The organism is Streptomyces melanogenes (assembly GCF_014649795.1).
Classification (GTDB): domain Bacteria; phylum Actinomycetota; class Actinomycetes; order Streptomycetales; family Streptomycetaceae; genus Streptomyces; species Streptomyces noboritoensis.
This window is the reverse complement of sequence record NZ_BMTS01000002.1, coordinates 62,528-75,253: the sequence shown is the minus strand read 5'-3', so window position 1 is coordinate 75,253 and position 12,726 is coordinate 62,528. Positions and strand designations below refer to the sequence as shown.

Below are 12,726 nucleotides of genomic sequence, written 5' to 3'. Positions count from 1 at the left end.
CACCTGCGGGTGCGGATCCCCCGGAGGGTTTAGGGAAGGGGTGGGGTGGGGGGCAAGTAGTAGGTCGCGGTCGCGGCGTCGTACGCGTACAGCTCCCCGTACCGCCCCCAGTCCGTCGCCGTCTCCAGCTGCCCCTCCACCTGCTCACTCGTGAAGTGGTGAGAGAGCAGATCCCGGAAGAAGCCCCGCCGAAGCGTCGGCGTGCGCGTCAGGCTCGTCGCCAGCAGCGACACCAGCGGAACCGACAGCGCCGCCTCCCCGAAGAGCCGCTTGGACTCCTGGACGTCCGCCCGGGCGAACGCCGAGCCCAGCGGGGTCAGGGCAAGGTCCGCCCCCGAAACCTCCGCCAGCCCCAGCAACTCCAGCGCGTCGATCTGGGGCAACAGGTCGTCCACCTCCAGGCCGAGCCCGTCCGCCAGATCCGCCACGTCCGAGCGGTCGGACGCGTGCCGGGCGAGGATCTCGGCCAGGCCGGAGAGCCCGTCCACCGACGCGGACGGCAGCGGCGTGCTGCCCAGCACGCTGCGGCCGGGCGCGTCCTTCGGGCGACCCGTCATGGCCCGGTAGACCGAGTCCACCAGGTCCAGGAACCCCGTCGACCGGCGGTCGCGCGGGCGCGGGAGGTCCACCGCGAACGTCGACCGGATCGTCCCGTACGGCCGCGCCCCCAGCACCACCACCCGGTCCGCCATCAGCACCGCCTCCTCGATGTTGTGCGTGACCAGCACGACCGCCCGGGTCGGGAACTGGCCCGACTCCCACAGCTCCATCAGCTCGCCGCGCAGGTTCTCCGCCGTCAGCACGTCCAGCGCCGAGAAGGGCTCGTCCATCATCAGCACGTCCGGCTCGACCACCAGCGCCCGAGCGAAGCCGACCCGCTGGCGCATCCCGCCGGAGAGCTCCTTGGGGTACGCGTTCTCGAAGCCGTCCAGGCCGATCAGGTCGATGGCCTGGCCGGCGGCCCGCGCCCGCTCCTTGCGGCCGACCCCCTTCGCCTCCAGGCCCAGCTCCACGTTCTGCCGGACCGTGAGCCACGGCAGCAGCGCGAAGGTCTGGAAGACCATCGCCGTACCGGGGTTGGCCCCGGTCAGCGGCTCCCCCCGGTACGCGACCGTCCCCGAGCTCGCCGGGACCAGCCCCGCCAGGCACCGCAGCAGCGTCGACTTGCCCGACCCGGACTTGCCGAGCAGCGCGACGACCTCGCCCGCCCGCACCTCCAGGTCGATCCCGCCGAGCACGGGCAGCTCCCCGTCGGCCCCGGCGTACGCCTTCGTCAGCCCGTGCGCGCTGAGCAGCACTTCTCCGGTCATCACGTGAACCTCCTCAAGGCCATCGGTCAGAGCGTGTAGCGCCGCTGCGCCACCCCGTGCAGCCGCCGCCACACCAACCGGTTCAGCACCACCACGTACAGGCTCATCACCGCCACCCCCGCGATCAGCCGCGGGTGGTCGCCGGTCTCGGTGGCGCGGAAGACGTACGCGCCCAGGCCCGTCGCCGTCAGCGTCGTGCCGCCGAAGGTGACGACCTCGGAGACGATCGAGGCGTTCCAGGCGCCGCCGGACGCGGTGATGCCGCCGGTGACGTACGCGGGGAAGATCCCCGGCAGGATCAGCCGCCGCCAGCGCTGCCACCCCCGTACGCCCAGGTCGTCCATCGCCTCGCGCAGGTCGGACGGGATCGCCATGGCGCCCGCGACGGTGTTGAACAGGACGTACCACTGCGCGCCGAGCGCCATCAGCGCGACGCAGCCCAGGTTCATGTCCACACCGGTGCGCAGGAAGACCCACATGGCCAGCGGGAAGAGGAAGTTGGCGGGGAAGCTGGCCAGGACCTGGACGACGGGCTGGGCGATCCGGGCGAGCCGGGGCGAGAACCCGATCCGCACCCCGACCGGCACCCACACCAGCGTCGCCACGACCACCACCACGGCGACCCGGGCGAGCGTGGCGAGCCCAAGGAGCAGCGGCTCGCCGAACACCCCGAGCCCGGTCCGCCGGTGGAGGTAGCGCAGCAGGTCGTACAGCCCCCAGCCGAGAAGCGCGAGCAGCACCGCGCCGAAGAGCAGGTCACCCGCGCGGCGGCGGGCCGGGTCGTGGACGAGCGGCCGGTCGTCGCGGCCGAAGACGCGGGCGCCGCGCCCGACGGCGTCCCGCAGCGGACGGCTCCAACGCCCGATTGCCGTCGGCACGTTGGCCCGGCGCAGCAGGTCGAGCACGACGGACCGCTGGACCTCGCTCGCCTCCGACTGCTCGTTCTTGAACTTCTCCACCCAGGCGGTGAGCGGCCGCCAGAAGAGGAAGTTCACGCCGACGACCATGACCGCCATGGTGGCGATCGCCCAGCCGATCTTCCCGAGGTCGCCCTCGGCGATCGCGGCCCCGGCGTACGAGCCGACGCCGGGCAGCGAGTACGCCCTGTTCCCGACGCTGATCGCCTCCGAGGCGACCAGGAAGAACCAACCGCCCGCGAAGCTCATCATCGCGTTCCAGACCAGGTCGATCGCCCCGGACGGCAGCTCCACGCGCCAGAACCGCATCCACCGGGTGAACCCGAACGACCGTGACACCTCGTCGAGTTCACGGGGCAGCGCGGTGAGCGTCCGGTAGAAGGAGAACGTCATGTTCCAGGCCTGCGAGGTGAAGATCGCGAAGATCGACGCGCATTCGAGGCCGAGTACGGACCCGGGGAACAGCGCGATGAACCCGGTCACGGCGACGGTGAGGAACCCGAGCACGGGCACCGACTGGAGGATGTCGAGCGCGGGGATCAGCACCCGCTCAAGGCGGCGGCTCTTGGCGGCGGCGTACGCGTACACGAAGGTGAAGCAGACCGAGAGTCCCAGCGCCGCGAACATCCGCAGCAGCGAGCGGGCCGCGTCGTACGGCAGCCGCGCCGGGCTGGTGTCGGCGGTGGCCACGTCGGCCGGGTCGAAGTTGACGGTGGCGCCCTTGCCGGCCCGCAGGACGAGATAGCCGAGCACCAGGACGGCGGCGGCGACCACGAGGTCGGTCCAGAGGGAGCGGGACCGGCGGGCGAGTGGACTCATCTGGATAGACCGTACGTATGGCGAGGTTCAGCCCGTTGTGGAACACACCGGCCGCTTCCGGTCGGCAGCCTGGCACATTATTGCGCGCATACGCAAGTACGGCCCGGGGCGGGGGCTCCCGGGCCGTACTTGCGCGTGACCAGCGGCTCAGACGGTGTACTCGTCCGCGACGGACAGCGCCTCGTCCAGCACCGCGAGGCCTTCCTTGGCCTCGGCCTCGGTGATGTTGCAGGGCGGGACGACGTGGGTGCGGTTCATGTTGATGAAGGGCCAGACGCCGTTCTTCTTGCAGGCGGCACCGAAGGCGGCCATGGGGGCGGCGTCGGGGCCAGCGGCGTTGTACGGGACGAGCGGCTCGCGCGTCTCCCGGCTCTTGACCAGCTCAAGGGCCCAGAAGACGCCGGTCCCCCGCACCTCGCCGACGGAGGGGTGGCGGGCGGCGAGGTCGCGCAGCCCCGGCTCCAGGACGGTGGAGCCGATGTGGGCGGCGTGGTCGACGATGCCCTCGTCCTCCATGACGTTGATGGTGGCGACGGCGGCGGCGCAGGCGAGGGGGTGCCCGGAGTAGGTGAGCCCGCCGGGGAAGGGCCGCTTGTCGAAGGTGGCGGCGATCTCGGCGGAGATGGCGACACCGCCGAGGGGTACGTACCCGGAGTTCACGCCCTTGGCGAAGGTCATGAGGTCGGGGGTGACGCCGTACAGATCGGCGGCGAACCACGCGCCCGTCCGCCCGAACCCGGACATGACCTCGTCCAGGACGAGGACGATCCCGTACCGGTCGCAGATCTCGCGGACGCCGGCGAGGTAGCCGGGGGGCGGGGTCATGATGCCGGCGGTGCCGGGGACGGTCTCCAGGATGATCGCGGCGATGGTGCCGGGCCCCTCGAAGGCGATGGTGTCTTCGAGGTGGGTAAGGGCGCGGGCGCACTCTTCGGCCTCGGTCGTCGAGTAGAACGCCGACCGGTAGAGGAAGGGCGCCCAGAAGCGTACGACTCCGGCCGAGCCGGTGTCGGAGGCCCAGCGGCGGGGGTCGCCGGTGAGGTTGATGGCCTGGGCGGTGGCGCCGTGGTACGAGCGGTACGCGCTCATCACCTTGTGGCGGCCGGTGTGCAGCCGGGCCAGCCGGACGGCGTTCTCGACGGCCTCGGCGCCGCCGTTCGTGAAGAAGATCTTGTCCAGGTCGCCGGGGGTCCGCTCGGCGATGAGGCGTGCGGCCTCGGAGCGGGCCTCGACGGCGAAGGCGGGCGCGAAGGTGGCGAGCTTCCCGGCCTGCTCCTGGATGGCGGCGACGACCTTCGGGTGCTGGTACCCGATGTTCGTGAAGACGAGGCCGCTGGTGAAGTCGAGGTAGCGGTTGCCGTCGTAGTCCCAGAAGTACGAGCCCTCCGCGCCGGCGACGGCGAGCGGGTCGATCAGGCCCTGGGCGGACCAGGAGTGGAACACGTGCGCACGGTCGGCGGCCTTGACGGCCGCGCCGGTCCGGGGGTCGGGGTCGACATGAGGGGTCATGGGGCCAGGGTAGGGAGTGGCAGGTGGGGGTGGGGATGGCCAGGTTGTATGGCGTGGCGGGCGTGGCTCGGCAGGGTGTCGAGCCCCCACCCCACCCCTTCCCCAGACCCTCCGGGGGTGGGTGGGGGTGGAGGTGGTTTCCCGGGGGCTACGCCCCCGGACCCCCGTTGCGGGGCTTACGGCCCCTGCACCCCGCTTCGCGTTCCCCTGCGGACCGTAGGTGGCTGGTCGCGCAGTTCCCCGCGCCCCTAAAAGGCTCGGCTTCGCCATCGCCGCCGCCCGTATCCCCTCCGGGGCGCGGGGAACTGCGCGAGCAACCCACCACAGCCCGCAGACGAAGACCGGCCCCCATAAGGGGCGCGGGGAACTGCGCGACCAGCCCACCACGGTCCGCAGACGAAGCACCCGGCCGCCCGCCCAGGGCTTTCGGGAAGGGGCGGGGTGGGGGCCTCCCCGCCGGAGGCCCACTATCCTCAGCCCGTTGACGGTCGTTCGATCGGGGGAGGGCGGCGGGCGCCATGGACAAGCTGGGGGCCGGGGATCCGCAGAGGATCGGCGCGTACCGGATACTCGCGCGCCTCGGCGCAGGCGGAATGGGCCAGGTCTACCTCGCCCGCTCCGACCGAGGACGGACCGTCGCCGTCAAGCTCGTACGACAGGAGCTGGCCGAGAAAGAGGAGTTCCGGGGCCGCTTCCGCCAAGAGGTGCAGGCCGCCCGACGCGTCGGCGGCCAATGGACCGCCCCCGTCCTGGACGCCGACACCGACGCCCCCACCCCCTGGGTAGCCACCGGCTACGTCGCCGGCCCCAGCCTCCACACCATCGTCTCCAAGACCCACGGCCCCCTCCCCGAGCACTCCGTCCGCGTACTCGCCCGCGGCCTCACCCACGCCCTCCAGGACATCCACACCGCCGGGCTGATCCACCGCGACCTCAAGCCCTCCAACGTCCTGATCACCATCGACGGCCCCCGCGTCATCGACTTCGGCATAGCCCGGGCACTGGAAACCGTCACGGACGGCGGCCTGACCCGCACCGGCGCGCTCGTCGGATCGCCCGGCTTCATGGCCCCCGAGCAGGTCCGAGGCGACCGCATCACCCCCGCCTGCGACGTCTTCTGCCTCGGCTCGGTGCTGGCGTACGCCGCGAGCGGGAAGCTCCCGTTCGGCGGGAGCGACAGCGGCGTGCACGCGCTGATGTTCCGGATCGCGCAGGAGCCGCCGGAGCTGGACGGGGTGCCGGAGGCGCTGCGCGAGCTCGTACGGGACTGTCTGCACAAGACCCCCGAGGACCGCCCCGCGCTCGCCGCGATCCTGGAGCGCCTCGGCCCCGAGGACGCGTCGACGGGCCCGTGGCTCCCCGGCCCCCTGATCGCCGAACTCGGCAGCCACGCCGTGCAGTTGCTGGAGGTCGAGAACCCGGAGGGCGGCACGGCCCAGACCCCGGTCCCGCCCCCGCCCCCGATGCCCGCACTCCCGCCGAGCAGCCCGGCCCCGACGCCCCCGACCCCCACCGAGATCTCCCCCAACGGAACGGGAAGCTCCGGCCTCGCACGCCCCGGCTACGCCGCCCCCGCACCCCCGCCCTGGGCCAACGGCGGCCAGCCCGCCCCCGCCCACAGCTACCCGCCCCCGCACCAGCCCGTCGGATACGGCTACCCGCACCCCAACCCCGCCCCCTACGGCTACGGCCCGCCCCCGCCCCCCGAGGAGCCGCCGCGTCGCAACGCCAAGTCGACGATCGCGCTGATCGCGGTGGCGCTGGTGGTGGCGGTCGGCGCGGGCGGCGCGGTGTACGCGTACATGAACGACCCGCTGGAGAAGAAGAAGGACGACAAGGCGTCGGCGAGCCCGTCGGCCTCCAAGGAGCCTTCCACCACGCCGAGTTCGAGCGACAGCGAAAGTCCGTCCGCCTCTCCCAGCGCAAGCGCCCCGGGCGACATCCCCCAGCAGTACCTCGGCGCCTGGTCCGGCTCGATCGCCAACGACTCCGGCCTCAACAACCGCCATCTGGTCATCCGCCCCGGCAAGGTCGGCGACCAGGTCATGACGCTCACGGCGGACGGCCCGCTGGACGGCGGCGGCACCTACCACTGCGTCTTCCGCGCGCCCCTCACCGCCACCCCGTCCACCCCCGACGCCCCCCTCCGCCTCGGCCCCTCCACGGTCGAGTCCGGCCCGACCACGTCCTGCTCCCCGGGCGCGGCCACCACCCTCACGGTCCTCCCGGACGGCCGCCTGCGCCGCCAGAACGACGACACGGGGGAGCAGTTGACGTACGACAAGGCGTCGGAGGCGCAGTAGGAACACCGCTGTCCCAACGGGTTGGGACGACCTTGGACGATCTTGGACAGCGGAAAGCGGTTCGGCGGCGAGGAGCGCGGCCAGGCTGTCCCCCGATACCGGCTACATCACCGTATTCGAGGGGGAGAACCCATGAAGGTACGTGGACTGCGGACCAGTTCGAGAGCCAAGCGCGCCACCGGGCTCGCGCTCGCCGCGCTGGCGCTGACGGCCGTCAACACGACGGGCGCGCATGCGGCGGGCTCCGATGCCGAGACCGGTTGCCGATCGAGCAACCTGCTGCTGATCGACCAGGAGCGCCTCTACGACAACCGCGTTCCCACCACCCGGATCGGCACCATCCAGCACTTCTACGACCAGGGCTGCTACGCGGCGTTCGCGCGCTACACGCCCTACCAGCAGCCGTTCAACGCCAACATCGGCGTGGCCATTTACGACCCGGACGGCAGCTACCACATCACGTTCCTCACGAACGTCCCCGCCCAGAACTACGGCGCGAACGTGGAGTCCCCGCACGTCTGGATCGGGCATTGGAACGCCTGGACGAGCAACAAGTGGTTCCACGCTCGCGCGGACATCACCAACACCGCCCGGGGCTGCCATATGACCGGCGACACGGCCGAACACGACTACTCCACGGGCGGGGTGCGGGGCAGCGACTGGAACTCCCCCGGCTGCTGACCCCGGCCACGTGAGCGACGAGGCGCCGTCCCTACGGGGGCGGCGCCTCGCTCAGTTCGTCGGGTGGGCCGCCTGAGCGGCGGTCACGCTGGGGACGAGTTCGCGGAACGGGTCCGCCGACTCCGTACCCGACCTGCCGAACGGCGCGTCGAAGCTCCAGACCAGGAACAGCAGGAAAACGATCAGGCCGCTGAAGATCCCGGCGAGCAGCAACTCCCTCGCCGAGCGGCGGATCTGGAGCGTGAAGATCAGCCCGATCGTCACCACGGCCCCGGCGACGAGGCCGAACCAGACGACCCCCGGCAGCGTGGAACCGGCGCTGTCGAGCCGTGCGTGCCGGGCGTCGTCGGCGGTGGCGATCTGGTCGAGCAGCGGCTGATAGGCCTGCGCCTGGAGGTCGTTGGCGGGCGCGCGGTGGGTGACGTCAGTGCGTACGGCCGCGAGCAGCGCGGCTCCGTCCGGCGACGGTTCCTGACCCTGGACCAGTAGGGGCCACTCGGCCGACACGGTGTGGGCGGCGTACGCGCCGATCTCGTTCCGGATGCGGTCGCGCACGGCGGGCGGGTACACGTCGACCCGCTGGCCGACCTCGTACAGCGCCTGGGCCTCGCGCTGCACGGAGTCCTCGGCCGCCCCTCGGGCCTCCCACACGCCCGCGATCGCGAGGCCGAGCACGATGGCGTACACGACGCCGACCATCATCACCATGTACTCGATGACGTCGGGCGTCTCACTGGGGTCCTCGGCGTCGGCCACACGGCGGTGGCGCAGCACGGTGACGGTCAGGACGACGGCGCAGACGAGCACCAACGCGGCGAGGAGTACTAGCCATTGCGACACGGGCGGGCTCCGGAACGGGATCGGGGGCGGAGGATGGCGGCGGCCAGGACGGCGGGGGTGGTGACGACGAGCATCAGCGTGACCGTGGAGAACCCGGCGGGGGCGGGACGGGCGTGGGCGGCGGAGCGGTAGGGGTGCGCGAGGTGGTGCACGGCCGGGTGGGCGGGGGGCTTGGCGGCGGGCGGCGGCACGGGCACCACGGGCACGACCTGCGGCAGCACCGGCTGCGGCGGGCGCGGGCGGGACGTCGGTACGCCGATCTGGGGCGGGGGCGGCCCGGCCTCAGGGCGCTCACGCCGCACCACGGGGGGCGCGGCCGGTGCGGGCGCGGCCACCCTCGGCGGGACGGGGCCCACGCCCACCGGGCACTGCCCGGTGCCCGCGTACAGCTGCGCGGCGAGCGGGTTCAGTGCCACGGTCGCGCCGAGACAGAGGAGCAGCTGACGGGTGATCACGCCTGGCAGAACGATCACTTGGGCCCGGCGATACGGCCTACGGGCCGCGAAGCCCCCCGGCGGCGACCCCGCCCGATCACCTGTCGCACCGGCCCCCGCTGTGCCACGATCCCGTCATGGACGACCTGTTGGCGGAGGATCCCCATCGCGTCGGCCCGTTCCGGCTGCTCGGCAGGCTCGGGGCCGGGGGTATGGGGCGGGTGTACCTGGGCGAGTCGCTGAACGGCCGGCCGGCTGCCGTCAAACTCGTACGGGAGCCGTACGCTGCCGATCCCGCGTTCCGGCAGCGGCTGCGCCAGGACGTGGAGGCCGCGCGGCGCGTCGGCGGAGCGTGGGCCGCGTACGTCCTCGACGCGGACACGCAGGCCCAGATCCCCTGGATCGCGACGGCGTACGTGGCGGGGCCCAGCCTCCAGGACGTCGTGGAGCGGGGCTTCGGGCCGCTGCCGGAGCCGACGCTGCTCGTGCTCGCCGACCGGCTCGCGCGGGCGCTGGACGACATCCACGACGCGGGCCTGCGCCACCGTGATCTGAAGCCGTCCCACGTCCTGCTCGCCATGGACGGGCCGCGCGTCATCGACTTCGGGATCACGCGCGCGATGGAGGCCTCTGCGGGCGCCGGGGTGATCGTCGGGACCCCAGGGTTCATGGCACCCGAGCAGTTCCGGGGCGAGCCGGTCACCCCCGCCGCGGACGTGTTCTCCCTGGGGACGGTGCTGGCGTACGCCGCGACCGGGCGGATGGCCTTCGGCCTGCCCGACGGCGACATCGGGGCGCTGGTGCGCCGCGTCGTCCACGAGGAGCCGGACCTGGTGGGCGTTCCGGCGTCCCTGCTGCCCGTCGTACGGGCGTGCCTGCACAAGGATCCGGCGCGGCGGCCGACGCCGGGGCAGCTCACCGGGTATCTGGCGAGCGGGAGCCCGGGGCAGTCCTGGCTGCCCCGGGAGGTGTCGGCTCAACTCGCCCGGTACGCGGTGCGGTCGGGGGAGTCCGTCGTGTCTCCCGGGTACCGGCGCCGGTATCTGCCGCCCGTTCCCGAGGACAGCCACCGTCCGGATCCGCCGCCTCCGCTGCCGTGGTCCGCGAGCGAGCCCGCGCCGTCCCCGCCGCCGCACCGGGCGAGTCTGCCCCGTGGCCCCGCGTGGGGCTCACGCAGGCGCACACGCCGCAGAACCGCCCTGCTGGTCGCCCTCGCGGTCCTCGCCGTCGCCGCCGCCGTCGCCTGGTTCGTAGTCCGGACCGTCACCTGAGTTCATCTGCGGACCGTGGCTGGCTGGTCGCGCAGTTCCCCGCGCCCCTAAAAATGCCGCTCCGCGGCAATCCCCTGGGCGCCCCGCAGGGGGGCTTCTAGGGGCGCGGGGAACTGCGCGAGCAACCCAGCACGGTCCGCAGACGGACACCGGGCCAAAAAAAAGGGGGCGGGGCCGACGGGAACGTATCCCGACGGCCCCGCCCGCCCGGGCGAACCCCGCTCCTACAGGAACGAGTTGATCTCGATCGTCTCGGTCCGGCCGGGGCCGACGCCGATCGCGGAGATCGGCGCGCCGGACATCTCCTCCAGCGCCTTCACGTACGCCTGCGCGTTCTTCGGCAGGTCCGAGAACGTCTGGGCCTTGGTGATGTCCTCGGACCAGCCCGGCAGCATCTCGTAGATCGGCTTCGCGTGGTGGAAGTCGGTCTGCGAGTACGGCAGCTCCTCGACGCGCTTGCCGTCGATCTCGTACGCCACGCAGACCGGGATCTGCTCCCAGCCCGTCAGGACGTCGAGCTTGGTGAGGAAGAAGTCGGTGAGGCCGTTGACCCGGGTCGCGTAACGGGCGATCACCGCGTCGAACCAGCCGCAGCGGCGGTCACGGCCGGTGGTCACACCGCGCTCGCCGCCGATGCGGCGCAGGTCCTCGCCGTCCTGGTCGAACAGCTCGGTCGGGAACGGGCCCGCGCCGACGCGCGTCGTGTAGGCCTTGAGGATGCCGATCACGCGGCTGATCTTCGTGGGGCCCACGCCCGCACCCGTGCAGGCACCGCCCGCGGTCGGGTTCGACGAGGTCACGAAGGGGTACGTGCCGTGGTCGACGTCGAGGAGCGTGCCCTGGCCGCCCTCGAAGAGGACGACCTTGCCGTCGTCGATCGCGTCGTTGAGGATCAGCGTCGTGTCGGCCACGAACGGCTTGATCTGCTCCGCGTACTGGAGCATCTCCTCGACGATCTTCTCGGACTCGATCGCGCGCCGGTTGAAGACCTTGGCCAGGAGCTGGTTCTTGGACTCCAGCGCCGCCTCGACCTTCTGCATCAGGATCGACTCGTCGTACAGGTCCTGGACGCGGATGCCCACGCGGTTGATCTTGTCCGCGTAGGTCGGTCCGATGCCGCGACCGGTGGTGCCGATCTTGCGGGAGCCGAGGAACCGTTCCGTCACCTTGTCGAGGGTGACGTTGTACGGCGTGATCAGGTGAGCGTTACCGCTGATGAGCAGCTTGGACGTGTCGACGCCGCGCTCGTTCAGCCCGCTCAGCTCGGAGAGCAGGACCGCCGGGTCGACGACGACTCCGTTGCCGATGACCGGGGTACACCCCGGCGAGAGGATCCCGGAAGGGAGAAGATGCAGCGCGTACTTCTGGTCGCCTACGACGACCGTGTGGCCGGCGTTGTTGCCGCCCTGGTAGCGCACTACATAGTCAACGGATCCACCGAGCAGGTCGGTGGCCTTTCCCTTGCCCTCGTCACCCCACTGAGCACCGAGCAGCACAAGTGCGGGCACAGGCGTACACCCCTTCCGGGCGGGGCATGTCCAAGGTCAGGGGCTTGTCGCCGCCTCACCAATGTGCCCCGGAATAGACGAAGCCCCTGGCGCAATAGCGCAAGGGGCTCTTGCACAAAGATGCTACCCGAGGAAGGACCGAAGTGTCGGCTGCCGACCAGCTACTGGTGGTCATCGACCCGGTCGCCCGCCGTATCGACGGCGAGTCCGTGCGGATCGCGAAAGATGTGCTGTGTGCGGGTGCACAGGCGAAAATATGCTGGCCGGAGGGGGTGGAGGAGTTCTCGCGTGCCCTTGCGCGAAGGGGTTCGCGGCGGCCCGTGGTGGTGGGTGACGACCGGGCACTGCTACGTACTGTGACATTGCTGCAGCGGGAACGTGATGTCTGCGGTGATGTCTGCGCCTCCGGCCTGGCGATCGTGCCCGTGGGGACCGCCCCTCTGGTGGAACTTGCCAGGTCACTGGGGGTGCCGACGGGGGCGGTGGCGGCGGCCCGGGCGGTCCTGGAGGGCGCGCCACGCCGCCTCGACCTCCTGGTGGACGACAGCGGGGGCGTGGTCCTCGGCGACCTCTGCATCCCGGCTCCGCCGCTCGAGGTGCGTCCTGCCGCCCCGACCGTCTGGGGTACGTGCCGTTCCCTCGTCCGCACCCTGGTGCGGGCACCGGCGCCCCTGTCCGTCACCCACCGCTTGCGGGTCGAGGCGGACGGGGTCCTCCTGTCCGACCTCGACCGTCCGGTCGTGGGGGTGTCGGTGGGGGTGGGGGGCGATGTGGTGGTGTCCCGGGGGGTGGGGGTGCCGGGGGTTCGGGCGCGGGCGCGGGTGGTGACGGTGTCGGGGGCGGTGTCCGGGGACGGCTTCCGCTACCGGGCGGGCCAGGTGGTGGCGGGCCCGGTCCGCACGCGGACGTGGACGGCGGGGACGTGGACGCTGACGCTGCCACCCCCGTGACGTGGTCAGCCCCCACCCCGCCCCTTCCCTAAACCCTCCGGGGGTGGGAGGGGGGCTTCGCCCCGGGGTCCGCGTTCGTCTGCGGGCCGTCCCCAACTGGTCGCGCAGTTCCCCGCGCCCCTGGATGGCTCGGCTTCGCCATCGCCATCGGCCGTACCTCTTCAGGGGCGCGGGGAACTGCGCG

The 12,726-nt window shown here is 72.1% G+C and carries 10 protein-coding genes; 4 read left to right on the top strand and 6 right to left on the bottom strand.

Features of this window, described 5'->3' with window-relative positions:
* Nucleotides 1-29: 29 nt before the first annotated feature.
* The 3 genes from IE252_RS04220 to IE252_RS04210 all read right to left on the bottom strand — a co-directional run bounded on the left by IE252_RS04220 (nt 30) and on the right by IE252_RS04210 (nt 4,555).
* On the bottom strand, nt 30-1,310 hold the full coding sequence (locus tag IE252_RS04220) for an ABC transporter ATP-binding protein (protein WP_190087926.1): 1,281 nt from the start codon (nt 1,308-1,310) through the stop codon (nt 30-32).
* Between the two features lie 26 nt (nt 1,311-1,336).
* The gene (locus IE252_RS04215) at nt 1,337-3,046 is read right to left on the bottom strand and encodes an ABC transporter permease (RefSeq protein WP_190087925.1); all 1,710 of its coding nucleotides are present in this window, start codon (nt 3,044-3,046) and stop codon (nt 1,337-1,339) included.
* A gap of 147 nt (nt 3,047-3,193) precedes the next feature.
* Complete coding sequence (locus tag IE252_RS04210) at nt 3,194-4,555, bottom strand: aspartate aminotransferase family protein (RefSeq protein ID WP_190087924.1); 1,362 nt, start codon at nt 4,553-4,555, stop codon at nt 3,194-3,196.
* A gap of 518 nt (nt 4,556-5,073) precedes the next feature.
* On the opposite strand from IE252_RS04210, the gene IE252_RS04205 reads away from it, so the two are divergent.
* Both IE252_RS04205 and IE252_RS04200 read left to right on the top strand, forming a co-directional pair.
* Complete coding sequence (locus tag IE252_RS04205; RefSeq protein WP_190087923.1) at nt 5,074-6,858, top strand: serine/threonine-protein kinase; 1,785 nt, start codon at nt 5,074-5,076, stop codon at nt 6,856-6,858.
* A gap of 132 nt (nt 6,859-6,990) precedes the next feature.
* Complete coding sequence (locus tag IE252_RS04200; protein ID WP_190087922.1) at nt 6,991-7,539, top strand: hypothetical protein; 549 nt, start codon at nt 6,991-6,993, stop codon at nt 7,537-7,539.
* A 51-nt stretch (nt 7,540-7,590) separates the two neighbouring features.
* Here IE252_RS04200 and IE252_RS04195 read toward each other — a convergent pair whose 3' ends face one another.
* Nucleotides 7,591-8,379 carry a bestrophin-like domain gene (locus tag IE252_RS04195; protein WP_190087921.1) on the bottom strand — a complete coding sequence of 263 codons (789 nt, stop codon included), beginning with the start codon at nt 8,377-8,379 and terminating at the stop codon, nt 7,591-7,593.
* Complete coding sequence (locus IE252_RS43905) at nt 8,364-8,834, bottom strand: hypothetical protein (protein WP_190087920.1); 471 nt, start codon at nt 8,832-8,834, stop codon at nt 8,364-8,366. Before IE252_RS43905 ends, IE252_RS04195 begins: the two co-directional genes overlap by 16 nt.
* A gap of 116 nt (nt 8,835-8,950) precedes the next feature.
* On the opposite strand from IE252_RS43905, the gene IE252_RS04185 reads away from it, so the two are divergent.
* Nucleotides 8,951-10,084, top strand: coding sequence for a serine/threonine-protein kinase (locus IE252_RS04185; protein ID WP_190087919.1), 1,134 nt, complete (start codon nt 8,951-8,953; stop codon nt 10,082-10,084).
* A 224-nt stretch (nt 10,085-10,308) separates the two neighbouring features.
* On the opposite strand, the gene IE252_RS04180 is transcribed toward IE252_RS04185, so the two are convergent.
* Complete coding sequence (locus IE252_RS04180; RefSeq protein WP_101389009.1) at nt 10,309-11,592, bottom strand: adenylosuccinate synthase; 1,284 nt, start codon at nt 11,590-11,592, stop codon at nt 10,309-10,311.
* A 143-nt stretch (nt 11,593-11,735) separates the two neighbouring features.
* On the opposite strand from IE252_RS04180, the gene IE252_RS04175 reads away from it, so the two are divergent.
* Complete coding sequence (locus IE252_RS04175) at nt 11,736-12,542, top strand: diacylglycerol kinase family protein (RefSeq protein WP_190087918.1); 807 nt, start codon at nt 11,736-11,738, stop codon at nt 12,540-12,542.
* Nucleotides 12,543-12,726 lie beyond the last annotated feature (184 nt).

Bases quoted from the DNA above. Each gene is read 5' to 3' on its own strand.
- IE252_RS04220 (WP_190087926.1), bottom strand. From the start codon at position 1,310: ATGACCGGAGAAGTGCTGCTCAGCGCGCACGGGCTGACGAAGGCGTAC.
- IE252_RS04215 (WP_190087925.1), bottom strand. From the start codon at position 3,046: ATGAGTCCACTCGCCCGCCGGTCCCGCTCCCTCTGGACCGACCTCGTG.
- IE252_RS04210 (WP_190087924.1), bottom strand. From the start codon at position 4,555: ATGACCCCTCATGTCGACCCCGACCCCCGGACCGGCGCGGCCGTCAAG.
- IE252_RS04205 (WP_190087923.1), top strand. From the start codon at position 5,074: ATGGACAAGCTGGGGGCCGGGGATCCGCAGAGGATCGGCGCGTACCGG.
- IE252_RS04200 (WP_190087922.1), top strand. From the start codon at position 6,991: ATGAAGGTACGTGGACTGCGGACCAGTTCGAGAGCCAAGCGCGCCACC.
- IE252_RS04185 (WP_190087919.1), top strand. From the start codon at position 8,951: ATGGACGACCTGTTGGCGGAGGATCCCCATCGCGTCGGCCCGTTCCGG.